The following is a 24,518-nucleotide window of genomic DNA, read 5'->3' on the forward strand; positions in this document are numbered from 1 at the left end:
ATCGACAAAACTGAAAAAAGGCTCGCCGGGTGGCGAGCCTTTTTGCATTTCATAGTCCGGAGTGTGCCGGTCAGCCGCGGTTCTGGCGGTTGTCGATCAGGTCGTCGACGACGGTCGGATCGGCCAGGGTCGAGGTGTCGCCCAGGCTGTCGAAGCTGTCTTCGGCGATCTTGCGCAGGATACGGCGCATGATCTTGCCCGACCGGGTCTTCGGCAGGCCGGGTGCGAACTGGATCAGGTCCGGAGAGGCAATCGGCCCGATTTCCGAGCGGACATGCTTGACCAGTTCCTTCTTCAGGTCGTCGCTCGGCTCTTCGCCTTCCATCAGCGTGACATAGGCATAGATGCCCTGTCCCTTGATGTCGTGCGGATAGCCGACCACAGCGGCCTCGGAAACCTTCGGATGCGCCACAAGTGCGCTCTCGACTTCCGCCGTGCCCATGCGGTGACCGGAAACGTTGATGACGTCATCAACGCGGCCGGTGATCCAGTAGTAGCCGTCCTCGTCACGGCGGCAGCCGTCACCAGTGAAATAGAGGCCCTTGTAGGTGGCAAAATAGGTTTGGACGAAGCGCTCATGGTCGCCATAGACCGTGCGCATCTGGCCCGGCCAGCTGTCCTTGATGACAAGGTTGCCTTCCGTTGCCCCTTCCAGGAACTTGCCTTCCGCGTCGACGATCGCCGGCTGGACGCCGAAGAACGGACGGGTGGCAGAACCTGGCTTCAGGTCGGTTGCGCCCGGCAGCGGCGTGATCAGGATGCCGCCGGTTTCGGTCTGCCACCAGGTGTCGACAATCGGGCAGCGCTTGTCGCCAACCACATTGTAGTACCAGGTCCAGGCTTCCGGATTGATCGGCTCGCCCACGGACCCCAGAAGACGCAGGGACTTGCGCGAGGTTTTGGTGACGTGTTCGTCGCCGGCGCCCATCAGGGCGCGGATCGCGGTGGGTGCCGTGTAGAAGATGTTGACGTTGTGCTTGTCGCACACTTCCCAGAAGCGGCCCGGACCGGGATAGGTCGGAACACCTTCGAACATCAGCGTGGTGGCGCCGTTGGCAAGCGGGCCGTAGACGATGTAGCTGTGACCGGTGACCCAGCCCACATCGGCCGTGCACCAGTAGACGTCGCCTTCGTGATAATCGAAGACATATTCATGGGTCATGGAAGCGTAAACCAGGTAGCCGCCGGTGGTGTGCATCACACCCTTGGGCTTGCCGGTCGACCCGGAGGTGTAGAGGATGAAGAGCGGATCTTCCGCGTTCATTTCCGCCGGTGCGCAATGGTCGGACACACGGTCCGCCTCGTCGTGGTACCAGACGTCTCGTCCGGCCTGCATGGCAATGTCGCCGCCGGTACGCTTGACCACGATGACGCTCTTTACCGGCGCTTTTTCAGCAGCCTTGTCGACATTGGCCTTCAACGGCACCTTGCGACCACCGCGCAAGCCCTCGTCTGCCGTGATCACGCATTCAGAGGCGCAATCCTCGATACGCTGGGCAAGGCTGTCCGGTGAAAATCCGCCGAAGACGATGGAATGCACAGCACCGATGCGGGCGCAGGCGAGCATTGCATAAGCTGCTTCCGGAATCATCGGCAGATAGATGGTGACGCGGTCGCCCTTTTTGACGCCCTGGCCGTGCAGCACGTTGGCGAACTTGTTCACCTCGCGGTGCAGTTCCTTGTAGGTGATGACCTTGTGCTCGTTGGGGTCGTCGCCTTCCCAGATGATCGCGGGCTGGTCGCCGCGCTTTTCCAGGTGGCGGTCAACGCAGTTGGCCGAAACGTTGAGTGTGCCGTCCTCGAACCATTTGATCGAAACATTGTGATAGTCGTAGGAAGTGTTCTTCACCTTGGTGAAAGGCTTGATCCAGTCCACCCGTTTGCCGTGCTCACCCCAGAAGCCGTCGGGGTCTTCCACGGAACGCTGATACATTTCCTGATATTTGGCATTGTCGACATGCGCCCGCGCGGCAACCTCCGCGGGAACGGGAAATACGGACTCAGTCATGTGAAACCTCCCAGAAACCACAATTGGACCTGCGGTAAGCGAGTTCTCCCTTCCGCGGCCTTGTTTTGCCGGGGCCATTATGCGTATGGCCCCTCAAAGCGTCCAGAACCTAGACTTGGTACTTTAGTCGGCGAGTCTTTGGTCTATGGCAAGGCCTAAGACCTTCAATCTCGTACGGATTTACGCGTATTTCCCGGCGATCACGTCAGCTCAGCCATCCGATCACGATACCCTGGACAAGCAGTACCCCGAGCCAGTGACCGCCGTCGATCAGCGTCAGGTTCCAGGACAGCCCTTGAAAGCGGTGGTTGACGATCTGCGTGGTCATGACGATGCCGACCCAGATCATCAGCGCGGAGATGATGCCGTTCCTGATATCGGTTCCACCGGTGTGATAGATCACGCCCGCAAAGACGAATGCCATGATGATCTGGCAGAAAAAAGCCGTTGCAAAGACAACCGGGTTTGGCCTCGTCTGCTCCTTGGTCAGACCGGCGGCGTTCATCCAGGCCTTGCCGAGGATGCCGTACCAGAGCGCGCCGAACAGGAAAGACACAATGGCGGCCGCAGCAACTGCAATCAGGTTGATACCGTCGAACATCATTGCAGGTCTCCCAACGTCATTTTTTCCTTGGCAATTCTGTCTACTTGCGACTTTTATCACACTTCGGGATTGCAAGTGTCTCTAAATTCGGCCCGTCTCGCCTATCTCCTTTCCGGATAAGGCTTTTTCGAAAATTCATTACAGGAGCCCAAGGTTTCATGCTCTTTTCAAAGCGACCTGTGTTTCGACTTATGGGAGCCGCCCTCATCGGCGGCACGATGTTCATGTCCCCCGCAGGGGCACAGACGGACACACCTTCTGATCTTTTGTTCGTCCTGGATTCTTCCAATTCCATGTGGGGCCAGATCGACGGTACCGCGAAAGCGGAAATTGCCCGGTCTGCCTTCGAAGGCTTTGTTGCCGGTCTTCCGGATGGAACCAGGGCTGGTGTGATGGCCTATGGTCACCGCCGCAAGGCGGATTGCGGCGATGTGGAAACGCTGGTGCCGGTGAGTGAGCTGGACCGCTCCAAACTGGTGCAAAGCGTCAAGGCGCTCACGCCGCGCGGCAAGACGCCGATTACCGAAACACTTCGGCAGGCGGCGGAACTTCTGGCGCAGAACGACCGCCCGGGACGGCTGATCCTGATCTCAGATGGTATCGAGACCTGCGGCGGGGATCCTTGCGCCCTCGCCGAGGCACTTGCCAAGTCCGGTGTCGATTTCAAGGCCCATGTCATCGGTTTCGACATCGCTTCAAAGGCGGATCAGGCCAAGATCGCCTGTATTGCGCATCTGACAGGCGGCACTTACTGGAACGCCAAGGACGCCGACGGCCTGACCGAAGCGCTGAAGGAAAGCGTCGCCGCGGTTGAGGAAAAAGCGCCGCTGCCTGTGACAGTCCTGACAGCGGCGGACAAGGAAAGCGGCCAGCCTGTTTCAGGCCCCGTGCAATGGACAGTGGCAACCGTCGACGACGAGACCGTGGTGGCGTCCGGCATGACAGGTGGCAGCGTCGAGGTCGAGCTCGAGCCGGGATCCTACGTCGTCAGTGCAGAACTTGGTGAAAAGGCAGGCGGTGCATCGCTTGAGGTGTCCGACAAGGGCGGACAGCAGACTGTTCTTCTCGACGGCAATCTTCCCGAGGCGCGTGTCACGCCCGCCTCCCCTGAAGCGCCCGCAACCTCGCTGCTGGAAGTTGCCTTTGAAGGCCCGGGCCTGGATGGTGATTTCCTGCGTGTCGTCACCCCGGACGGAAACAGGCTCGAACGGGATCTCTGGGTGTATGTGCGCGACGGTAATCCCGCCAAACTGGCCCTGCCAACCCAGCCGGGCGACTATGAAATCGTCTATGTCTGGGCCGATAGCGGTGAACGTGTTCTGGCCAAGGCACCGATCAAAGTGACCGAAGTTCAGGCAATCCTGACCTACGCCCCCGAAGTTGCCGCCGGTCAGCCGGTGGAGATTGCCTTTGAAGGTCCGAACGGACCGGAGGACTGGATCGGGATCGTTCCGAAGGACGGCACGGTTGACGATTACCAGGGCCGCTGGAAAGGCACTGCCGATGGGTCTCCCGTCACCCTTCAGGCACCGAGCGAAGCCGGCACTTATGACGTCATCTATGTCACCGGCATCGACCAGACGATCCTGACGCGCCAACCGCTAACCGTTGGCGAAAGTGCAGCAACGCTTCAGGCCGACAGCACGGTTGAGGCGGCCGGCAGACTGAACGTGACTTGGAGCGGCCCGAAGGCGCCCGACGACTGGATCGGCCTCGCGCCGGTCGGCTCCGACCCTTCGGCCTATGTGACCTACGAACGTCCGGATGGGGACAGTGTTTCGATCATCGCGCCGTTGGCTCGGGGCGATTACGAGCTGCGTTACATTCTCTCGACGTCCGACGGATCGAAGATCCTGGCCAGCCAACCGTTGAAGATCACGGATCCGAAGGTGACGCTGGAAGGCCCGTCCGAAGTTCCGGCTGCCAGCTATGTCAGCGTAAAGGCGAGCGGCCCGGCCAACAGCAGCAACTTCATCGGTTTTGCCGAACCGTCTCAGGATGCCTGGAGTACGGCGCCGGGCGCCTGGGAGATTGCGGACAACATCTCCAACGGCGTTGTGGAGGTGCGGACACCGGAAGAGCCGGGCACTTACGAGCTGCGCTTCGTGCTGTCCGCAGGTGACGCGGAAATCGTTGCGCGGCAGACCGTGACGGTGAAATAGCGCGACCGGTCATCAACGAAAATCGGAGCCCGCCGCTGAAAAGTTGCGGGCTTCTCTCTGTTCGGAGCTACTGTTTCAGCCAGACGGAAAGCTGTCCGCAAGGCTCGAAACCGAGTTGCCGATAGACCGGTAGCACGCTTGCATCATTTTCGTAGGTGCAAATCGACCGGTTCGGAAACGGTTCCAGAAGATCATGCAGAGCACTGTAGAGCCAGGTCTTGCGGCAGAAGACGTTTGAAAGGCCAAGGATATCCTTGCCGTCAAGCTTCGGACCGGTGTTGAAGACCGCCCCTGCCTTCACCTTGCCGTCCTTGATGATGGCGGCGAAATCGATGGTTTTGCGTTCCAGCAGTCTGGACGGGAAAACGGCATGGAGGCTTTCGTTCTCGTTCCAGCCGGCCAGCCACTTCTTCAGGCTTTCCGATGTCGCCACCTTGTGCCAATCGGAGCTGATCGGGGCACGTTTGGCACTTGGCGGCGGACGAAACAGCCAGGTGCCGGTAAAAAGTCTCTGAAAGCCGTAAGGTGCCAGATCCAGACTGTCGAAACTGTCCTTTACCCCGGCCCCCTTCGGCAAATCGGGCAGCGCGGCATAAAAATCCGCTCCCTGCTTCGGCGACAGGGTGACGATGTTCGGATAGAGCGGCAGGGCCTTGTCCCTAGCGCACCAGAACCCTGCATGAAATTCGGTTTTCGCACCTGCGGTTTTCAGGACCGCATCGCACCAGAGCGCATTGTTATGCGCGCAGGCATCCTGTCTGCCAGCGATCATTCGGCCATCAACATCGAAGATTTAAGCGTTCAGCCCACCCTTTTGGACGATGAAGTCTACCACGGATTCGACACCCTCTCCCGCCTTTGTATTGGCGAAAACAAAGGGTCGTTCCTTGCGCATCTTCTTTGCATCCCGGTCCATGACCTCCAGATTGACGCCGACATAGGGCGCAAGGTCTGTCTTGTTGATGATCAGGAGATCGGAGCGCGTGATGCCCGGCCCGCCCTTGCGCGGAATTTCCTCGCCGGCGGCAACATCGATCACGTAGATCGTCAGGTCGGCGAGCTCTGGTGAAAAGGTTGCGGCGAGGTTGTCACCGCCGGATTCGATCAGGATCAGGTCGAGATCCGGGATGCTTTTGGTCAGGTCCGCCACCGCTGCCAGATTGATGGAGGCGTCTTCACGGATTGCCGTATGCGGGCAGCCGCCGGTCTCGACACCGCGAATGCGGTCACTGGTCAAGGCCTGCGAGCGGATCAGGGCTTCGGCGTCCTCGCTTGTGTAGATGTCATTGGTGATGACGGCGAGCGAGTAGCGGTCGCGCATGGCCTTGCACAGCTTGTCGGTCAGCGTGGTCTTGCCGGAACCGACGGGACCGCCGATGCCGACGCGCAAGGGACCATTTTGGGAAGTCATGAACGGAACAACCTCGAATACTGGGTTTCATGTGCCATGGAGGCGATATCTGCAAGGAAGGTGGAGGTGCCGAGATCGTCAAGACCTGCCGCCTCGGCCTCTTCTGCAATTTCGAAGATCACCGGTTCCAGACCTGCCAGCACCTTCTGGCCGTCGCTCTGGCCAAGCGGCACCACCCGCACGGCAACGGAAATCAGATTGGCCGCGAAAGCATGCAGGAAACAGTGAAGCGCGGCATCCACCGGCAAGCCGTGAGCCGCAGCTGCCAGTCCCAGCACTACCGGGTAAGGCCAGGAGGTGTTTTCCTCGCCCGCGAATTCGTGAAACAGGCGTGCGGCCTCGGTGCCCGCTTCCGGCATCCAGCTGTTGCACACGGCTCTGAAAAAGGCGCTGCCCTGGGCACTGGATTCCAGATGCCGCTCCCTGGAGGGTTGCAGGGCCAGCCCCAGGTCACGCAGCTCGTCAACGGTCGCTCGTTCTCCCGCAAGAGCGGCCCGGTAGGTTTCCTTCAGCAGGATGGCGTCGCTTCGTCCAGCGCCGAAGCGGAGGATTTCACGCAGCCAGACGCCAAGTTCCGCCGCACTTGCCACCCCGCCCTGCTCGATCACCTGTTCCAGCCCGTGGCTGTAAGTAAAGGCGCCAATCGGAAAGGCCGGTGAGAGAAAGGCCTGTAGCCGGTAGAGCGCCTGCGGTGACAGGGGCAGTCGCGGAGCTGAGGGCTCAGTCATGGGAATGTCCGGAATCGTGGTCGTGCCCGTGCCCGTGGCTGTGTCCATGATGATGGTCGTGGGAATGCCCTTGACCATGATCGTGCCCGTGGGTGCGACCATGGCCGTAGGCGCCGCCTTCCGGATCGAAGGGCGCGGATAGCCTGGTCAGCCGGCCGCCGAGCTTTTCCACCATATCTTCAATCACGTGGTCCCGCCGGATCCGCAGGGTGTTGCCCATAAGCTGCGTCGGCAGGTGCCTGTTGCCCAGGTGCCAGGCGATCTTCACCAGGTGGGCGGTGTCGTCGGCGTGAATTTCGACCACTTCCTCAGGTTCTGCGAGAACTTCGACAATCCGACCGTCTTCAAGTTCCAGCCCGTCGCCATGGCGCAAATGGATCGCCATCGGTTCATCCAGCAGGAAGGTCAACCCGGCTGCGCCTGTCAGGACTGCCCTGCGCCGATACCGGTCTTCCCGGTCAAGCGTGACCCGGTCGGTGACATCGCCGGTCCAAGTTTCGGCCTTGTGGATTTTCGCAACGCGGATCATGCGGCTTCCATCACCTTTGCCATCATGGCCTGGAAAGCGGGACGCTCCCTGAGGCGTTTGAAATAATCGTAGACCGGCCCTTCTTTGGGCAGGTCGAATTTGGCGGCCAGTGCCCAGCCGGAGCAGTGCCCGACGATGATGTCGGCAATGGTGAAGGTTTCGCCCATGGCATAGGGGCCGTCACCGATCAGCGTTTCCAGCGTTTTCAGGCCTTGCTCGAATTCGAGCCGGCAGACGTCCTTGACCGCCGGAACACGGACATCTTCGGGATGGATGAAGGTGTTCTTCGCAGCGGTCCAGAGCGCGCCTTCCAGCACATCGACACCGAACTGGGTGATGCTGTCCTGACGGGCGCGATCAAGAGTTCCGGCAGGAAAGGTAAACCGGCCGTGCTTGTCGGCCAGATAGGTACAGATTGCGACGGAATCGGTGATGACGGCGTCACCGTCGACCAGCACGGGCACCTTGCCGCTTGGATTGAGCGCCTTGACGGTATCCGACTGCGGCAGAGCCGGGTCAACCTCGTAAGGCTCGCCCAGTTCCTCAAGCAGCCACATTACCCGCATGGCGCGGGTCCGCGGAAATCCGACGATCTTATACATGCCTTTCCTCTCCCGAACGCGTTCTTGCGGAGCTTAGAACAGGAAGTAGCGCTGGGCCATCGGCAACACTTCGGCAGGTTCGCAGGTCAGCAGTTCGCCGTCGGCGCGCACCTCGTAGGTTTCCGGATGCACTTCGATCTTTGGCATCATGTTGTTGTGAATCATCGACTTTTTGGAGATTCCACCACGGGTGTTCTTGACCGGAAGTACCAGGCTGTCGAGACCTGCCTTGTGCTTGACGCCGGTGTCATAGGCCGCCTGGGACACGAAGGTGACACGGCTGTGCGTCAGCATCTTGCCGTAGGAGGCGAACATCGGCCGGTAATGCACCGGCTGCGGTGTCGGGATGGACCCGTTCGGATCGCCCATCGGAGCGGTCGCGATGGAGCCGAGCTTCAGCACCAGCGCCGGCTTGATACCGAAAAATTTCGGGTCCCAGAGCACGAGGTCGGCCAGCTTGCCGACTTCAACCGAGCCGATGTACTCGTCCAGGCCATGAGCGATGGCCGGGTTGATGGTGGTCTTGGCCATGTAGCGCTTGACCCGGAAGTTGTCGTTCTCGCCGGTTTCATCCGAAAGGCGGCCGCGTTGCACCTTCATCTTGTGCGCGGTCTGCATGGTGCGGATGATGATTTCGCCGACGCGGCCCATGGCCTGGCTGTCGGAGGAGATGATCGAGAACGCACCCATGTCATGAAGAATGTCTTCCGCCGCAATGGTTTCCTTGCGGATGCGGCTTTCGGCAAAAGCAACGTCCTCCGGAATGTCCTTGTGCAGGTGGTGACAGACCATGAGCATGTCGAGATGCTCTTCCAGCGTGTTGACCGTGTAAGGCCGTGTCGGGTTGGTGGACGACGGAATGACGTTGGGTTCGCCAACCACCTTGATGATGTCCGGTGCGTGGCCGCCGCCGGCGCCTTCGGTGTGGAAGGCGTGGATGGTGCGGTTCTTGAACGCAGCGGTGGTGTTCTCGACAAAACCGGACTCGTTCAAGGTGTCGGTGTGGATCATCACCTGGACGTCGTATTCATCGGCAACCGACAGGCAGTTGTCGATGGTTGCCGGTGTGGAGCCCCAGTCTTCGTGGATCTTGAGGGCAGCAGCCCCTGCCATCACCTGCTCTTCCAGCGCGGCAGGCAGGGAGGCGTTGCCCTTGCCGGCGAAGATAAGGTTCATCGGAAAGCTGTCGGCAGCCTGAAGCATCCGGGTGATATGCCACGGGCCGGGTGTACAGGTGGTCGCGTTGGTGCCCGTTGCCGGACCGGTGCCACCGCCGATCATGGTGGTCACGCCGGAGCACAGGGCTTCATCGATCTGCTGCGGGCAGATGTAGTGGATATGGGCGTCGATCGAACCTGCGGTGAGGATCTTGCCCTCCCCGGCAATCGCTTCCGTGCCGGGACCGACGATGATGTCGACACCGTTCTGGACATCCGGGTTGCCGGCCTTGCCGATGCCGACGATCCGGCCGTCCTTCAGCCCGACATCGGCCTTGACGATACCCCAGTGGTCGATGATGAGCACATTGGTGATGACCGTGTCGACGGCGCCGGCGGAACGGGGTGCCTGGGACTGGCCCATGCCGTCGCGGATAACCTTGCCACCACCGAACTTCACCTCGTCGCCATAGGTGGTGAAATCCTTTTCCACCTCGATGATGAGATCGGTATCCGCAAGGCGCAGCCTGTCGCCGGTTGTCGGTCCAAACATGTCCGCATAAGCGGCGCGGGGCATCTTGTAGGCCATATCTAGTCTCCAATCGGCGATCAGAAATCGGTGTGTTTAATTCGCGTAGTCCTCAACCGTCGCATCCAGATCCTCTGTGCGTTTCATGGTGAGGACGATCAGGCAGTTCCGGTACAGTTCGTTGCCGCGTGTGCCGCCCCTGAAGGGGAAGCTGTAGGCGGTGCAATCCTTGTCGGCGTAGGTTTTCCAGGCGGCCTGGGCATCATCGAGGCTGGCGGGGGCGCCCTTCAGCTCCTCCGGCAATTCCGCATCGATCTCGACCAGCCTTGTTCGCAGCCGGTCAAAGGCCTCCTTCATGCGCGTGTCAGCGTCTTCCAGGGCCTTGTCGGCACAAAAGCTGCGTTCGGCTTCGGTCAGCGGATAGCCGCAGTCGATGTTGTCGTTGACCTTCTCTTCCTCAGCAACCGCCGTGCCGGCGGTGGCCAGAAACAGGGCTAAAGCAGGAAGGGTCACACCGCGCACAGGCATCAATTCCCCAGACCTTCACTGAGTTGTCTCAGCTCGTCGATGCGGTTGCGGGTCAGATCTGCGCGGCAGCCGTAGACCAGCATGGGTTCCATGGTTCCGCCGCGGGCCAGAAAGCCGTAGGCGTCGCAGGCCTTGTCACGATAGGGGATCCAGGCACGCTGGGCTTCGCGCAATGTTTCGACCGCCCCTTTCAGCCCTTCCGGCAAATAAGCGTCGGTTTCGGTCATCTTTTCCATTGCGGATCTGTAGACCGCGTTCAGTTCCGCATCCGCCTTCAGCCAGTCGATGTTGGCACACTGGGTCATCTCCGACTGCGTCATGGCATTTTCGCAGTTGGGTGTTTCCTGCGCGGCGACAGGTCCGGCGAGCAGAAGACCGAGCCCGATCAGCGAAAACGAAAGAGATGATGCGGATCTGATCACAATTCGCCCATGACCTTCTGGTTGAAGCCGTAGACCGTGCGGCTGCCGCGATAAGGCACCAGCGTCACGGATCTGGATTGGCCGGGCTCGAAGCGCACGGCTGTGCCTGCCGGAATATCCAGGCGCATGCCGCGGGTCTTTTCCCGGTCGAAAGACAGGCCTTCATTGGTTTCGAAGAAGTGATAGTGGCTGCCGACCTGGATCGGCCGGTCACCCGTGTTGGCGACTTCCACCGTCACGGTCTCAAGGCCTGTGTTCAGTTCGATCTCGCCTTCGGCGGGAAACAGTTCTCCGGGGATCATGCTCGTCTCCTTGGAAATTGCGGTCAGCGGATCGGTTCGTGCACGGTCACGAGCTTGGTGCCGTCAGGAAAGGTCGCCTCGACCTGAACATCGTGAATCATCTCGGACACACCTTCCATCACCTGGTCGCGTGTCAGTACCTTGGCGCCCGCGGACATCAGGTCGGCAACGGTGCGCCCGTCACGGGCCCCCTCGACAACAAAATCGGTGATCAGGGCGACGGCTTCCGGATGGTTCAGCTTCACGCCCCGTTCCAGGCGGCGGCGGGCAACCATCGCGGCCATGGAAATGAGCAACTTGTCCTTTTCGCGGGGCGTCAGGTTCATGAAAGAAAGTCCTCCAAATCAGCAATACCAGACGCGCGGCAGCGCCGTCATTCGGTATCCGGTGAGAAACGACATCAGGGCCGTGCGCAAGCCGCGGCCATCATTGGACACAAACCGGGTTATCAGCAAGCCGTTCCAGGCGCTGGCGGCCGCCTGGGCGGTTCCATCCGGCAATGTTTCGATCAGCTCTCTTGCCCTGGCGAGCCGGTCTTCGGCATCGGCGGAGCAATCGACAAAGGTTGCCGCGGCCAGGGCGCCGGCAGCCGTAGCCGGGCCGGTCAGCGCGTCGGCCGGGTCGCCATCCAGCCGGATGTCGTCGGCAAACACCAGCTTCCCGTCCCGGCGGATGCGCCAGCTGTCGCGGTAGAATACGGACTTGACCTGCTCGCCCATCGCCTTTCGGCCAAGGACGAAGGATTCGACCATCATCAGCCTTGCGTCACCTTCCAGGTCCGCCTGCAGCGTGCGGCGAAGGCGCGAGGCGTTGAAAAGGATGGTTTCCTGGGGCAGCCATTCCAGGGTCGCACCGGGTCCGACCGTGAAATGCCCGCTCACCTGGGCGGTGCCGCCCGGGCTGCGGTAGGCACGTTCGGCCGTCTGGCTGGTCACAATTACGTGTACACCGGCGTCAGCGCCGACTTCATAGTCGAGCTGGTCACCTCCGGTGAGACCACCGGCGGTGTTGATGAGAACGGCTGTTGCAGGGGTATCATAGACCTTCGGCAGGCGAACCTTGGCCGACCCGCTCTGATACAGATCGGTCAGACGGGTTTTGCCATCCGGCGCCGAAAAACGCACCTTGCCGATGCCTTTCACGCGCTGCAGAACTACGGCTTTCCCGCCCGTTTCTGATGCCAGACCAGCATCATACATTGCTTGACCGCCCCCCCTGCGGGCTCATTCAGTCATTGTTATTTTTCACATCTGTTCAAATTGGTCCAGACCGTCGCCGGGCCGCAATGGGCAATATGCCCTCGGCAATCTTAGCAAGAGCCGGGCCAAGGCCGGCAAGTGGAAAGGCAAGACGACACCGGCGAAAAAAGTCCCTGTTTCCCGCAGCTTATCAATGCCTGCTCGCAAAAGTTGCTCAAAAATAAGGCAATTGCAAGAAAGATTGGCGTGGAGTGGATTTGAGGAAGGGGTTGCTCTCGCGCCGATGTTCCGGTTTTTTAAGAAGACAGCAGCTATTCATACTGCCATTGCCCAATTGCGACGTGTCATCCGCTGGATGACGAGCGAGGGAAACCGTGTTTTTGAGCCCGATTGGCCGCCTGACTTCCGTTTGTCTGACCGTAACCGCTCTTGTGATGAGTCTGGCCATGAGCCAGGCACGGGCGGATATAGGTGCCTATGTCCTGATCGACGCGAGTTCCGGCGCGGTGATCGAGCAGGAAAACGCCACGCGCAAGTGGTACCCGGCCTCACTCACCAAGCTCATGACGGCCTATGTCACCTTCAAGGCGATCCGCGAAGGCCGCGCCTCGCTCGACAGCGCGGTGGTGCAGTCCAAGAACTCCGCGGCCGAACCACCCAGCAAGATGGGGTTCAAGGTCGGGACGCGGTTCACTGTCGACACGGCGCTGAAGATCATTCTGATCAAGTCGGCCAACGATGTTGCAGTAGCGCTCGGCGAGTCGATCGCGGGATCTGAAGCCGGCTTCATCGCCATGATGAATGCGGAAGCTCAGCGCCTGGGAATGTCCAATACCCGGTTCTACAATCCGCATGGTCTGCCAGACAACCGGCAGGTGACCACGGCGCGGGACCTTGCCATTCTGGCCCTGGCGCTGCGCCGGGACTTTCCGGAATCCCGAAACTACTATGACCACCCGGGGATCCGCTTCGGCAAGAAGACCCTGCGGTCGGCCAATCGGGAATTCCTGCTGCGCGTGCCCGGCGCCAATGGCATGAAGACCGGCTACATCTGCAATTCCGGGTACAATGTTGCCGCCTCCGCGACGCGCGGCAACAAGACCTTGATTGCGATTATCCTTGGCGCGGGTTCCGGTCTGGAGCGCACCGCCTTTGCACGCCAGCTTTTTGACGAAGGGTTCCGCAAGCGCGGCGGCCGTAGCATCACGAGCCTTTCGGGCACCAGCGGCAATCCGCCGGCCGACGGTTATTGCCGGCGCAACAAGAGTCCGGGTCCCAAGGGCTACATGGCCCGGTTCGACATGGAAAAGGAAAAGCAGGGCGGGTTCCTGTTCTTCGCCAAGGCCAACAAGTCCGATGAGGACAAGCTCGACGACAGCGGTTTCAAGCTGTCCAACGGCAAACCGGACTGGGCAAAGATCCTTGACCGTACGCTCGGACCTCGCCGGATTGCCTACCGTCCGCTGGATGTCGGCCTTGGCAACCCGAAAGGGTCGCCTTCCGTCAGCCCGGGCACCGTTCCCGCCGGTGCCTCCAGTGAAGCGGTCGCAGCCATCGCGGGAGAGGATATAGCCGCGGAAGACGTACCGCTGCCGGTCGCCAATCCCGTGCGGCGGGCAGAAAACGAAATCCGGGCGAAGATGCAGCTGACGGCCAATGCCAAAACCGCAGGCGCAATTCCGCAGGGTGGCGATACCGTGTCACGCCCGGGAGCCGCGGTTGAACTTTCGAAATCTTCACCCGGATCGATCTTCCGCAAGGGTCTGGATTTCACCGTTCCGGTTCCTTCCCCAAGTCCTCGCAAGTAATTCGATTTCCAGATCTTTGACGGTGCCGATGATGTAGCGTTGCGGTTAACGGAGTTAACCTTTTATTTACGCTACTCCTTAACACTGCAGTAAGCATTTTTCTGGCAAAGGCGTGCTCCCTGCCGGACCTCTAAATGCCACTGCGGCACAGAATATGCCGGTACAACAGGTCGAGAGATCGCATGATGATTGAACCGAGATCCACCGCCACCATCAAGGCTCTGGCCAGCCTTGCGGAACTTTCCGCCAATCAACTGGAGGAAGGGGTTTCGGTCGACCATGTGATCGCCACCTTGCGAAAGGCGGCGGAGGCTGTCCGGCTCGTGGTTGATGTCGAGGCGGAAGAGGAACTCGACGACTTCGAGTTCGAAGCCGACAGCGACACAGACGTGGAAGCCGAACTGGAAGCGTCTGAAGCGGACATCGTCCAGGATCTGACTCCGATGGATCTGTCCGAGGATGAAGCCGACAGGAAAATTGTCGCCCTCGACAAGAAGGACGCCGAAGCGGCCTCCGAAGAAGAAGACATCATCCTCAACGCGGGGTGATTCGGCGTCAGCCGGACGTTTTTCCAACTGAACAAGCCGACGTGGCGGGACCAGCATTTGCGCTGACCCGCCTTTCTGCCTATGTGTCTGCGGAAAGTCCGCCGGGTCCGATCAAGGACCGGCGAATGCATCTGGAGAGATACCATGGCCTCGCCGACATCGGTTGCCGAAGGACAAAAACCCAAGGGTCCGAAGCCCCCCATTCCCCTGTCAGTCCTGACCGGGTTTCTGGGGTCAGGCAAGACAACGCTCCTCAATCGGATCCTGAAGGACCCGTCGATGGCGGACACAGCGGTCATCATCAATGAATTCGGCGAGATCGGGCTCGATCATCTGTTTGTCGATCAGGCCGGCGACGGCATCGTCGAGCTTGCCTCCGGTTGCCTGTGCTGCACCATTCGCGGCGATCTTGTCACGACGCTCGAAAACCTGTTGCGCCGACTGGATAACGGCCGCATGGACAGGCTCAACCGGGTGATCATCGAGACGACGGGTCTGGCGGATCCGGCGCCCATCCTGCACACGGTCATGCTGCATCCCTATCTGGTGATGCGCTACCGGCTCGACAGCGTGATCACGCTTGTGGACGCGGTCAACGGTTTGTCGACCCTCGACAATCACGAGGAAGCGCGCAAGCAGGCCGCTGTTGCCGACCGGCTGGTCTTCACCAAGACCGATCTCGTTCAAGACGAAGAGGCGCGGGCCTCTTTCGACGCCCTCAAGCAGCGTTTGCAACAGCTCAATCCCGGCGCTCGCCGGCTGGACGCCCAGGCGGATGATGCAACTGTGGAAAATCTTTTCAACGCCGGTCTTTATGATCCCAAGAGCAAGATCCCGGACGTGGCTGCCTGGCTGAACGCGGAAGCCTATGAAGACCAGCAGCATGACCACCATCACGGTCACGATCATGCACATGGCCATTCACACGGGCATCACCACGGCCACGACCATACCCATGCTCATGACGTGAACCGGCATAGCGATGCCATCCGGGCCTTTACCCTGTCGACTGATCGACCGGTGCCGGCCTCCGCGCTGGAAATGTTTCTCGATCTGCTGCGTTCGGCGCACGGACCGAAACTGCTTCGGGTCAAGGGCATCGTGCAACTGGCTGAAGATCCTGAACGGCCCGTGGTGATCCACGGTGTCCAGCACGTCTTCCATCCGCCAGCAACACTGGAAGCCTGGCCGGATCAGGACCGGCGAACCCGCATGGTGTTCATCACCAAGGACCTGCCGGAAGGGTTCGTCAGGCGCATGTTCGAGGCCTTTTCGGGCGCCTTGCTGCCCGATACGCCGGATCACCAGGCCCTGACGGACAATCCGTTGGCGGTGTCGGGTTTCACCAGTCCGGTGAGGTAGGCGGCAGGTCCGCAATACCCCGGCGCTCTCCAATGGGATCTCTCATCCTGAGGAGCCGCGAAGCGGCGTCTCGAAGGATGGGCGGCACCCAAAGTAACAAGTGGCCCATCCTTCGAGACGGGCCTTAAGGCCCTCCTCAGGATGAGGCTCTGAAATTTTGAGTAGCAGCCAGCGGTGACTGCACCATCGTCTTGGGGAGTCAGTCCTTCTTGCGCAGGCGGATCAGTCCTTCCTGGGCGGTCGAGGCGATCAGGACCCCGTCCCTGGTAAACAGAGATCCGCGGTTTATACCGCGTGAGCCGGAAGATGAGGTGCTGTCGGTGGCGTAAAGCAGCCAGTCGTCGGCGCGGAAAGGACGGTGAAACCACATGGCATGGTCCAGGCTGGCGGCCTGGATCTTCGGGCTGAAGACGGACGTGCCATGGGGAAACAGCGAGGTGTCCAGCAACGTCATGTCGGAAGCATAGGCGAGGACACACTGGTGCATGCGTTCGTCGTCCGGCAGTGGGCCTGTCGCCCGGACCCAGACATACTGCTGCGGTGGCAGGGGCTTCTTGCTGAAATAATGGGTCATGTCGACCGGGCGCATCTCGATCGGCCGCTCGCGTTCCCAGTAGCGGCGGATGTTTTCCGGGGCCATCGACAGGAATTTTTCCTTCAGTTCCTGTTCGCTGGGCAGATCTTCAGGTGTCGGAACGTCCGGCATGTCGATCTGGTGCTCCAGCCCCTCTTCATGCACCTGGAAGGAGGCGGACATGGAAAAGATCGCTTCGCCGTGCTGGATCGCGACAACGCGCCGGGTAGTGAAGCTGCCACCGTCGCGGATGCGGTCGACTTCGTAGATGATGGGGACTGACGGATCGCCGGGTCTCAGGAAGTAGCCATGCAGGGAATGGACGTGACGGTCTTCCACCACGGTGCGCGAGGCGGCAACCAGCGCCTGGCCGATCACCTGCCCGCCAAATACGCGTTGCCAGCCGACCTGCGGGCTGCGACCACGGAACAGGTTGCGTTCCAGCGGTTCCAGGTCGAGAATCTGGAGAAGATTATCAATGGCCGTGTTCATCGGCGCGATCCCTGTTAGATAGACGGCAGGTGATTTGGTTCGAGGCTTGGAGCCCCGGCACCGCACTCTTGGACGGCAGTTGACGTTAAAGTCAAGATGCCTTTAGGGAAACCGAAGGCAAGGAGAAGAAGACGATGGCGAGGAAAAAAAGCGTCCCGGACATGTTCGATGTCGTGATCGCAGGCGGCGGCTATGTCGGCCTGTCTCTGGCGGTGGCGTTGAAGCAGGGCGATGCCGGCCTCACCTGTGCCGTGGTCGATCCCAAGCCGATGGAAGACCTCCACAAGGATCCTCGCGCCTCAGCCATCGCGGCAGCTGCCTCACGCATGCTGTCGCAACTCGGCATCTGGCAGAAGATTGCGGGCGAGGCCCAGCCGATCAACGAAATGATCGTCACCGACAGCAAGCTTCGCGATGCGGTTCGCCCGGTCTTCCTGACGTTCGGCGGCGAGGCGACGGAGGGCGAACCCTTCGCCCACATGATGCCGAACGGCGTGATGATGCCGGCGCTCTACAAGGCGGCCAAGGCGCTTGGCGTGAGTTTTTTCGCACCGGGCACCGCGGAAACCTTTCGCACTCATCCAGACCACGTCGAACTGGCGCTGGAAGACGGGGCCCTTCTGAAAAGCCGGCTGCTCGTTGCAGCCGACGGCGTGCGCTCCCGCCTGCGCGACCTTGCCGGTATCCGGACGGTCAACTGGGACTACGGCCAGTCCGGCATCGTCACAACAGTGAAGCATGAACGGCCTCACAACGGCCGTGCGGAAGAACATTTCCTGCCTGCCGGGCCATTTGCCATCCTGCCCTTGCCGGGCAACCGGTCGTCGCTGGTCTGGACGGAAAAGACAGCAGACGCCGACCGGCTTGTGCGGTCTGACGACTTTACTTTCGAACTGGAACTGGAACGCCGTTTCGGACATCACCTCGGCACACTGGAGCTGGACGGTCCGCGCCGGGCCTATCCGCTCGGGCTGAAGCTGGCGCGTGATTTCGTCAAGCCGCGCTTCGCCCTGATCGGTGATGCCGCCCATGGCATTCATCCGATTGCGGGCCAGGGGCTCAATCTGGGCTTCAAGGATGTCGCGGCACTGGCCGAAGTGCTGGTGGATGCCCGTCGTCTGGGGCAGGATCTCGGCGGATTCGACGTTCTGGAACGCTACCAGCGCTGGCGCCGATTCGACACGTTCCAGATGGGCGTTGTCACCGACGTACTGAACCGCCTGTTTTCCAATGACAATGACGTGTTGCGCGCCATGCGCGATTTCGGACTTGGTATTGTGGACAGGATGCCGGGCCTGAAAACGCAGTTCATCAAGGAAGCTGCCGGTTTTGCGGGGCCGGTGCCGAAATTGCTTTCCGGCGAACCTATCTGATAGGAGTTGGATCGGACCGTCTTCCACTCCGCAGGATTTCCATTTGATGATTGCCAATCCGGAGAGTTTTTCCGCGCACCGGTCGATCCTGATTACGGGCTGTTCCTCCGGCATCGGCCTTTCGGCAGCCCACATCATGCGCGGGCGCAACTGGCGTGTTTTTCCGACTGCGCGGAGCCAGGCGGATGTTGACGGGTTGAGCGATCTTGGTTTCGAAGCCTTCCGCCTGGATTATGAGGATCCGGACAGCATCGAGGCGACGGCAAGCGAAGTTCTGCAGCGGACCGATGGTGCGTTGAGCGCGGTGTTCAACAATGGCGCCTATGCGGTTCCTGGTGCGCTGGAAGACCTGCCGACGGAAGCCCTGCGGTCGCTTTTCGAGGCGAACTTCATCGGCTGGCATGATCTTACCCGCCGGTTGGTGCCTTCAATGCGCGCCAACGGTTCCGGGCGGATCGTGCAGTGTTCCTCCGTACTGGGGTTTGTGGCACTGAAGTACCGCGGAGCCTACACCGCTTCCAAATTCGCGCTTGAAGCCTATTCGGACACGCTTCGCCAGGAACTGAAAGGTACCGGCATTCACGTCAGCCTGATCGAACCCGGTCCTATCGATACCCGGTTCACGCAAAACGCACTGGCGAATTTTCAGCGCTGGATCGGCGAGGATGGTCTGCAGGCGTCACGGCATCGTAAGACCTACGAAAAGCGCCGCATCCGGATGGAGGCGGGAGAGCCCGGGCCGTTCAAACTGCCGCCGGAGGCCGTGGTCAAACGGCTGGTGCATGCGGTGGAAGCAAATCGGCCGAAAGCGCGCTATCATGTAACAATTCCGACCACCGTCATGACGGTGGCCAAACGGGTGCTGCCGACCAGTCTGCTCGACCGGTTCTGCATCTGGGCTGCCGACGGCGAGGAATAGCTGCCTGCCGACAGGTGGCTGCGCCGGACAGTGGTGAAACAAGGAAAACGAAATGGCAGATCTGATCAACTTTCTCATTCCCGTCGGCCTCGCCGCGGTTGCACTCGTGTTGCTGCTCGGCATCTGGAACATGTTCCGTCACGGGCCGGCTAACCGCTCGCAGCTCCTGATGCGCTGGCGTGTCGGCCTTCAGTTTCTGGTGATTGTCCTGGTCATGGGCGGTCTCTACTTTTTCGGAACCGGCCACTAAGACAAGATAACCGGACACTACTGGAGGAACTGGGGGCACAATGGTTGTTCTGAACAAGATCTACACGAAGACGGGTGACGACGGCACGACCGCGCTGGGTTCCGGAGAACGGCGCCGAAAGAGCGACCTCAGGATCGAGGCATACGGGACCGTCGACGAGACCAACTCCGTGGTTGGTCTGATTCGCCTTCAGACCGGGCAGTCTGCGCCGGAGGTCGACCAGTCGCTCGGCAGGATCCAGAACGACCTGTTCGACCTGGGGGCCGATCTTGCAACACCGGAAACGGGTGAGGACCTTGGGTACGAGCCGCTTCGGATCACCGACGCCCAGGTCACGGCGATCGAACAGGCGATTGACGTCCTCAATGCGGAGCTCAAGCCGCTGCGTTCCTTCGTGCTGCCGGGTGGCAGTCCTGCCGCTGCCTACCTGCATCTGGCCCGCACGGTCTCACGCCGGGCAGAACGTCTGATGGTGGAACTGGCAGCCCGCGAGCAGATCAATCCCGCTGCCGTGCGCTACATGAACCGCCTGTCGGACTATTTCTTCGTTGCCTCGCGGTACCTGAATGAAAAGGGTGAGCAGGACGTTCTTTGGGTGCCTGGACAGAACCGTTAGGTCAGTTCCCCTTGCCGGAGGCCTGGCGCTGAATGTTCATTCCCCTTCACGATCACAATCGGCTGGTCCATGTTCCCCGCCCCTTTGTGAATCTTTTCCTGATTGCCGCCAACATCCTGATCTTTCTTCTGTATCAGGGTGCAGGGTCCCAGCAGGCGGTGGCCGCGTCCTCCTATTCCTTCGGCCTTATCCCGGTTGTCCTGTTCGATATCCGGGATCTGTCGCCGGAGCTGCAGATGCTGCCCGACTGGATGTCAGTAGTCACCTATGCCTTCCTTCATGGCGGCTACATGCACCTCATCGGCAACATGCTGTTCCTGTGGGTGTTCGGCGATAATGTCGAGGATGCCATGGGGCACCTGCGATACCTGGTCTTCTATCTGCTGTGTGCGATAGCCGGCGGGTTGGCCTATGCCTCCATCGACGTCAATTCAGATGTGCCGTTGATCGGGGCGTCCGGCGCCGTTTCAGGCGTTGTTGCCGCCTATCTGATGCTGCACCCGCGGGTGAAGGTGTGGGTGCTGGCACTGGGCCGGATACCCTTGCGCCTTTCCGCCGGATGGTTGCTCGGCGGCTGGATCCTATACCAGATCGTCAATGCCGTGATTGCGTCCGACAGCGATGTCGCCTGGATCGCGCATATCGGCGGCATGGCGGCGGGGGCCGTGCTGATCGTGTTTTTCCGGCGCAGAGGTGTGCCCCTGTTCGACCGAAACATCGCCTAGGCACAGTTTTCAAAAAGAATGCGAACCGGTCAGGAAACTAGGCTGCTTTCCAGACAGCATCGGCAGTGCGGCAAGCGACTCCCCGGCGGCTGATCATTCGACCGTCAGCCAGCTTGATCCGTTCGCGGTAGGAGCGGCAGAAGTCGCCGGACGTATTTTTCCAGGTTTTCAGAGGCGTAATTGTGCCGCTCGCCCCACTCGACGGGTTTTTCCAGCTCCGGTCTTTGCCGGAAACAGACTTCTCCAGCGCAGCTTGAAGCGTGGTTTCAGCCCGGTATTTGTCCGATGCTTGCAGTTTTGAAGCCGGTTTGCGGGTTTCCGCCGCGGCGGGTTCCTGCAGGGAGACAAGCGTGTCCTGCACTGACACTACGGAACAGCCTGTGAGGATATTTGCCAAAAAAAACAGAAAAAACGTCCCTTTCGGAACGTGAAACCCACGAAAAATCAAGTCCGATCCCGCCTCTTGGATCTATTGCCAGCCGTTGGAGATAGCCTCCCGTTCTTCCCGCGCGCTGAGGGACCCACCAGAAGGCTCGCTGTCACCATTAAACTGACGCCCGCCAAAGATGCGATCTAAAAAACCGCCTGAACCGGACTTTTGTGTGGCAGAGCTAAAAGAAGTTCGTTCTGACGAACCGCCAGACGACGAACCGCCGGATGACGATCCACCCGACGAAGAGCGGGAGGAGGAAGGAGAAGAGGAGCCTCCGCTGCGACCGGAGTTGCCTTTGCTTTCCGAGCTTCTGCCGGCCGATTTGTTTCCTGCCGAACTGTTACCGGTGGAGCTTTTTCCGCTCGAACTGTTACCAGTTGAGTCGCCGCCGCCCGAACGGCTGCCACCTGTGTCGCCGCCACCGGAACTGCTGCCACCGGTGCTGTCACCGCCGGAACTCTTGCTGCCGCTGTCACCACCGGAACTCTTGCTTCCGCTGTCGCCGCCGCGGTCTCCACGTTCGCTGCGGCCTCCACGGTCACCGCGTTCGCTGCGACTGCCGCGATCACCATGCGAATCTGCGGCCGCGGCAATGCTGTCCTTCATGTCGAACAAGGGGCTGAAGTAGACAAGAGAGAACATCATTGCCGCAGCTGCAACACCCGGCAGTATGCGAAACATCGCAGAGAGGCGGTCTTGCAATGTAATCTGGCGGGCGCGTTTCATCTGATGCGATTCAATTCGTAATAAGGGGTTTTTGGCGGTCGACGAGAGCGGTTTTACGACCTTCGCACGCATAACACCTGGGCAATCTTTGTTCTTCCCGAAGATAGTCTAAAAAAAGTCGGGATCAAAAGGTCTCCTTACGTGTTGTCTCGCTGAGAGCGGTTTTGCGGAGAACTCCTTGCCTGAAGATACGTTAAAGACGGAGATGATCCGTCTGCTCCCGAAGCTGAGGAGTTTTGCTTTAAGGCTGTGCCGGAATCCGGATCAGGCAGACGATCTGGTGCAGATGACATGCGAACGTGCAATCCGATCGCTCGACCAGTTCGATCCGGCCACCCGGCTCGACAGCTGGATGTTCCGGATTTTGCAGAATCTGTACTTCAATTCGGTTCGCGACACCGCAAACCGGGCCAGGCTTTTCGACCTTGCCATGCTGGATTTCGAGGAAAGCTACGACGGCGCGAAAGCCGCCGCCGACAGCCTGGAACTCCAGAAAGTGCAGGATTTCATTGGCGAGCTGGAAGAAGACAACCGCGAGGTGCTTCTGAAGATCGCCGTTGAGGGCAGAAGCTACAAGGATGTGGCGGATGAACTCGGTGTTCCGATTGGAACGGTAACCAGCCGGCTTGCCCGCGCAAGACTGAAACTGCGCGAGTGGCTGGACACGAACGATGCCCCGCAGGGCGTCAGGCTGCGCAGCATGCCAGGGGGTATGTGATGACATTTGACGAAAAGCGCGAACAGATCCTGCTTGCAAAGGATATCGGCAAGATCCTGGACGAGGAAGGTTCGGAAGAGGAGCGTGCAGCTCTGCTTCGCCGGATCGAGGCAACTGGTGGCGGACATGAACTGCTGGAGCAGATGTCCAAGGGCAATACCATTCTGCAAAAAGCGGTTGCCGCGCCGGTGCCTGACGAATCAATGGCACGGTTCGAAGCACTCATCGAAAAGGAATTCGCCAAGCGCGAAGGTCCTGCGCCCCGTCACGCGCATGCGTCCTGGACAGGCGTGCTGATCCAGATCGCCGCCGCACTTGTGATGGTTGCCGGTACATTCGGCTTTACCACCTACTGGATGCAGACGCGGATGGACAGTGCCGTGTCTTCTCTTGCCGCACATATGGAAACTGAGCGGATGCTCCTGGCACAGACTGTCCAGGAAGCGCTGGAAACGAAAGTCAGCGGCGAGCCCGTGTTCGTTGGGCAGGAAGGCGACTGGCGCGAGATCCTGACGCCGATCAAGACCTACCGCAGCAAGAGCGGGCACTGGTGCCGCGAGTACCTTCGCGAGACCACCTTCAGCAGGCTGGACCTTTCCATTCGTGGCACGGCCTGCCGGGACGAGAACGGCACCTGGGTAACCGTGTTCGCCGAACCGGTGTCCGACAAGTTCTCGCCGCAGACCCCCGGCATCTGACCGGGGACCGGCACCAGGAAAACAGAGAAGTCGCCGCGTGTTGCCGTAACAGGTGCGCGCGGTTTCTTTTTTGCGGTGAGCCCCGGTTTTCCACGCATTGTTGCGTTGCCGAACTATCATCATTGCGACGCATGTTTTTCCAAGCCCGGCAAATTGCCGCCTTAGACCTTTTACCGCAATTGACAGGTGCCGTGTCGGTCAGTACCGTCCCCCGCCATGCGCCACGATTGGCTCAATTCTGCCGTTTGTAACCTAGCGTCATGAGGGCAGAGAGCCGGAGAATGCGGTGCGGTGAAAGCCGGCCCAGCAAGAGGTTGAGACCAAATGAAGATCCTCGTACCCGTAAAACGGGTCATCGACTACAACGTGAAGGTCCGTGTGAAGGCGGATGGTTCTGGCGTCGATCTTGCCAACGTCAAGATGTCCATGAACCCGTTTGACGAAATCTCCGTCGAAGAAGCCCTTCGGCTGAAGGAAGCGGGCAAGGCGAGTGAAGTGATCGTCGTGTCCGTCGGGCCGCAACAGGCTACCGAAACGCTGCGCACCGGCCTTGCCATGGGCGCCGACCGCGGCATTCTGGTGAAGACCGACGACACCACCGAGCCGCTGGCAGTCGCGAAGATCCTGAAAGCGATCGTCGAAGCCGAAGAGCCGGGTCTCGTGATCCTCGGCAAGCAGGCGATTGACGACGACTGCAACCAGACCGGCCAGATGCTGGCAGCCCTCCTCGGTTGGAGCCAGGGCACGTTTGCTTCCAAGGTCGATCTGGGCGACGGCACTGTCGATGTGACCCGTGAAGTGGATGGCGGCCTGCAGACCGTGAAGCTGAAGCTGCCGGCCATCGTGACCACGGACCTGCGCCTCAACGAGCCGCGCTATGCGTCCCTGCCGAACATCATGAAAGCGAAGAAGAAGCCGATCGACGAAAAGTCTCCGGCCGATTTTGGTGTCGACACCACGCCGCGCCTCACCGTTGTCACCACCACCGAGCCGGCATCTCGCCAGGCCGGTATCAAGGTCGGTTCCGTTTCCGAGCTGGTCGACAAACTCAAGAACGAAGCCGGCGTCCTTTAAGACCCGTCGCAGGAGGATAAA

28 protein-coding genes are annotated in these 24,518 nt (G+C 60.2%); 12 read left to right on the forward strand and 16 right to left on the reverse strand.

The features are described from left to right. Positions 1-70: 70 nt before the first annotated feature. Both acs and HCG46_RS21030 read right to left on the reverse strand, forming a co-directional pair. Complete coding sequence (gene acs / locus HCG46_RS21025) at positions 71-2,008, reverse strand: acetate--CoA ligase (protein ID WP_023002493.1); 1,938 nt, start codon at positions 2,006-2,008, stop codon at positions 71-73. A gap of 205 nt (positions 2,009-2,213) precedes the next feature. Beyond that, on the reverse strand, positions 2,214-2,612 hold the full coding sequence (locus HCG46_RS21030) for a DUF1761 domain-containing protein (protein ID WP_023002494.1): 399 nt from the start codon (positions 2,610-2,612) through the stop codon (positions 2,214-2,216). A 158-nt stretch (positions 2,613-2,770) separates the two neighbouring features. On the opposite strand from HCG46_RS21030, the gene HCG46_RS21035 reads away from it, so the two are divergent. Continuing rightward, entirely contained in the window at positions 2,771-4,774 is a 2,004-nt protein-coding gene (locus HCG46_RS21035) for a VWA domain-containing protein (RefSeq protein WP_168687298.1), read from the forward strand. Positions 4,775-4,841: 67 nt separating this feature from the next. On the opposite strand, the gene HCG46_RS21040 is transcribed toward HCG46_RS21035, so the two are convergent. From HCG46_RS21040 to HCG46_RS21090, 11 genes are read right to left on the reverse strand one after another with little or no spacing between them, the layout of a single operon-like run. Continuing rightward, the gene (locus HCG46_RS21040; protein WP_168687299.1) at positions 4,842-5,546 is read right to left on the reverse strand and encodes a hypothetical protein; all 705 of its coding nucleotides are present in this window, start codon (positions 5,544-5,546) and stop codon (positions 4,842-4,844) included. 21 nt (positions 5,547-5,567) lie between these two features. Next, entirely contained in the window at positions 5,568-6,185 is a 618-nt protein-coding gene (gene ureG, locus HCG46_RS21045; RefSeq protein ID WP_168687300.1) for an urease accessory protein UreG, read from the reverse strand. After that, positions 6,182-7,015 (reverse strand): urease accessory protein UreF, encoded by an 834-nt coding sequence (locus HCG46_RS21050; RefSeq protein WP_286185469.1) that lies wholly within the window; start codon positions 7,013-7,015, stop codon positions 6,182-6,184. The genes ureG and HCG46_RS21050 overlap by 4 nt, the downstream gene beginning before the upstream one ends. Then, on the reverse strand, positions 6,906-7,442 hold the full coding sequence (locus HCG46_RS21055; protein WP_168687301.1) for an urease accessory protein UreE: 537 nt from the start codon (positions 7,440-7,442) through the stop codon (positions 6,906-6,908). Before HCG46_RS21055 ends, HCG46_RS21050 begins: the two co-directional genes overlap by 110 nt. Then, positions 7,439-8,044 (reverse strand): glutathione S-transferase family protein, encoded by a 606-nt coding sequence (locus HCG46_RS21060; RefSeq protein WP_075282732.1) that lies wholly within the window; start codon positions 8,042-8,044, stop codon positions 7,439-7,441. The genes HCG46_RS21055 and HCG46_RS21060 overlap by 4 nt, the downstream gene beginning before the upstream one ends. A 33-nt stretch (positions 8,045-8,077) precedes the next feature. After that, positions 8,078-9,790, reverse strand: coding sequence for an urease subunit alpha (gene ureC, locus HCG46_RS21065; RefSeq protein WP_023002501.1), 1,713 nt, complete (start codon positions 9,788-9,790; stop codon positions 8,078-8,080). Between the two features lie 36 nt (positions 9,791-9,826). Beyond that, on the reverse strand, positions 9,827-10,258 hold the full coding sequence (locus HCG46_RS21070) for a lysozyme inhibitor LprI family protein (protein ID WP_168687302.1): 432 nt from the start codon (positions 10,256-10,258) through the stop codon (positions 9,827-9,829). Continuing rightward, positions 10,258-10,680: a lysozyme inhibitor LprI family protein gene (locus HCG46_RS21075; RefSeq protein WP_055660200.1), complete on the reverse strand. Its 423-nt coding sequence runs from the start codon at positions 10,678-10,680 to the stop codon at positions 10,258-10,260. The genes HCG46_RS21070 and HCG46_RS21075 overlap by 1 nt, the downstream gene beginning before the upstream one ends. Then, positions 10,677-10,982, reverse strand: coding sequence for an urease subunit beta (locus HCG46_RS21080; RefSeq protein ID WP_023002504.1), 306 nt, complete (start codon positions 10,980-10,982; stop codon positions 10,677-10,679). Before HCG46_RS21080 ends, HCG46_RS21075 begins: the two co-directional genes overlap by 4 nt. A 23-nt stretch (positions 10,983-11,005) precedes the next feature. Further along, on the reverse strand, positions 11,006-11,308 hold the full coding sequence (locus HCG46_RS21085) for an urease subunit gamma (RefSeq protein WP_006936842.1): 303 nt from the start codon (positions 11,306-11,308) through the stop codon (positions 11,006-11,008). Between the two features lie 18 nt (positions 11,309-11,326). Then, positions 11,327-12,181 (reverse strand): urease accessory protein UreD, encoded by an 855-nt coding sequence (locus HCG46_RS21090; RefSeq protein ID WP_023002505.1) that lies wholly within the window; start codon positions 12,179-12,181, stop codon positions 11,327-11,329. Between the two features lie 446 nt (positions 12,182-12,627). On the opposite strand from HCG46_RS21090, the gene HCG46_RS21095 reads away from it, so the two are divergent. The 3 genes from HCG46_RS21095 (at position 12,628) to HCG46_RS21105 (ending at position 15,899) form a co-directional block, all read left to right on the forward strand. Further along, a complete protein-coding gene (locus tag HCG46_RS21095; protein ID WP_209009564.1) occupies positions 12,628-13,989 on the forward strand; it encodes a D-alanyl-D-alanine carboxypeptidase family protein in 1,362 nt (453 codons plus the stop codon). Positions 13,990-14,174: 185 nt separating this feature from the next. Continuing rightward, positions 14,175-14,537 carry a hypothetical protein gene (locus HCG46_RS21100; protein WP_209009565.1) on the forward strand — a complete coding sequence of 121 codons (363 nt, stop codon included), beginning with the start codon at positions 14,175-14,177 and terminating at the stop codon, positions 14,535-14,537. A gap of 144 nt (positions 14,538-14,681) precedes the next feature. After that, positions 14,682-15,899, forward strand: a complete 1,218-nt coding sequence (locus HCG46_RS21105; protein ID WP_168687303.1) for a GTP-binding protein — start codon at positions 14,682-14,684, stop codon at positions 15,897-15,899. Between the two features lie 199 nt (positions 15,900-16,098). On the opposite strand, the gene tesB is transcribed toward HCG46_RS21105, so the two are convergent. Further along, complete coding sequence (gene tesB, locus HCG46_RS21110; protein WP_023002509.1) at positions 16,099-16,965, reverse strand: acyl-CoA thioesterase II; 867 nt, start codon at positions 16,963-16,965, stop codon at positions 16,099-16,101. Between the two features lie 134 nt (positions 16,966-17,099). On the opposite strand from tesB, the gene HCG46_RS21115 reads away from it, so the two are divergent. From HCG46_RS21115 to HCG46_RS21135, 5 genes are read left to right on the forward strand one after another with little or no spacing between them, the layout of a single operon-like run. Further along, positions 17,100-18,338: a ubiquinone biosynthesis hydroxylase gene (locus HCG46_RS21115; RefSeq protein WP_023002510.1), complete on the forward strand. Its 1,239-nt coding sequence runs from the start codon at positions 17,100-17,102 to the stop codon at positions 18,336-18,338. A gap of 46 nt (positions 18,339-18,384) precedes the next feature. Continuing rightward, a complete protein-coding gene (locus HCG46_RS21120) occupies positions 18,385-19,257 on the forward strand; it encodes an SDR family NAD(P)-dependent oxidoreductase (RefSeq protein ID WP_168687304.1) in 873 nt (290 codons plus the stop codon). A 52-nt stretch (positions 19,258-19,309) separates the two neighbouring features. Further along, positions 19,310-19,507 carry a twin transmembrane helix small protein gene (locus tag HCG46_RS21125; RefSeq protein WP_023002512.1) on the forward strand — a complete coding sequence of 66 codons (198 nt, stop codon included), beginning with the start codon at positions 19,310-19,312 and terminating at the stop codon, positions 19,505-19,507. Between the two features lie 40 nt (positions 19,508-19,547). Beyond that, positions 19,548-20,123 (forward strand): cob(I)yrinic acid a,c-diamide adenosyltransferase, encoded by a 576-nt coding sequence (locus tag HCG46_RS21130; RefSeq protein WP_023002513.1) that lies wholly within the window; start codon positions 19,548-19,550, stop codon positions 20,121-20,123. 32 nt (positions 20,124-20,155) lie between these two features. Then, entirely contained in the window at positions 20,156-20,848 is a 693-nt protein-coding gene (locus HCG46_RS21135) for a rhomboid family intramembrane serine protease (RefSeq protein WP_023002514.1), read from the forward strand. Between the two features lie 37 nt (positions 20,849-20,885). Here HCG46_RS21135 and HCG46_RS21140 read toward each other — a convergent pair whose 3' ends face one another. Beyond that, a complete protein-coding gene (locus tag HCG46_RS21140) occupies positions 20,886-21,215 on the reverse strand; it encodes an RT0821/Lpp0805 family surface protein (RefSeq protein WP_209009566.1) in 330 nt (109 codons plus the stop codon). A 102-nt stretch (positions 21,216-21,317) separates the two neighbouring features. After that, positions 21,318-22,079 carry a hypothetical protein gene (locus HCG46_RS21145; RefSeq protein WP_139314143.1) on the reverse strand — a complete coding sequence of 254 codons (762 nt, stop codon included), beginning with the start codon at positions 22,077-22,079 and terminating at the stop codon, positions 21,318-21,320. A 133-nt stretch (positions 22,080-22,212) separates the two neighbouring features. Between HCG46_RS21145 and HCG46_RS21150 the strand changes: the two genes are divergently transcribed. The 3 genes from HCG46_RS21150 (at position 22,213) to HCG46_RS21160 (ending at position 24,497) form a co-directional block, all read left to right on the forward strand. After that, positions 22,213-22,725 carry an RNA polymerase sigma factor gene (locus HCG46_RS21150; protein WP_023002517.1) on the forward strand — a complete coding sequence of 171 codons (513 nt, stop codon included), beginning with the start codon at positions 22,213-22,215 and terminating at the stop codon, positions 22,723-22,725. Further along, on the forward strand, positions 22,725-23,423 hold the full coding sequence (locus tag HCG46_RS21155) for a hypothetical protein (protein WP_168687305.1): 699 nt from the start codon (positions 22,725-22,727) through the stop codon (positions 23,421-23,423). Before HCG46_RS21150 ends, HCG46_RS21155 begins: the two co-directional genes overlap by 1 nt. 324 nt (positions 23,424-23,747) lie before the next feature. Beyond that, positions 23,748-24,497: an electron transfer flavoprotein subunit beta/FixA family protein gene (locus HCG46_RS21160; RefSeq protein WP_023002519.1), complete on the forward strand. Its 750-nt coding sequence runs from the start codon at positions 23,748-23,750 to the stop codon at positions 24,495-24,497. Positions 24,498-24,518: the final 21 nt, after the last annotated feature.

Origin of the sequence: Labrenzia sp. PO1, assembly GCF_012273635.1 — a bacterium.
Lineage (GTDB): Bacteria > Pseudomonadota > Alphaproteobacteria > Rhizobiales > Stappiaceae > Roseibium > Roseibium algicola.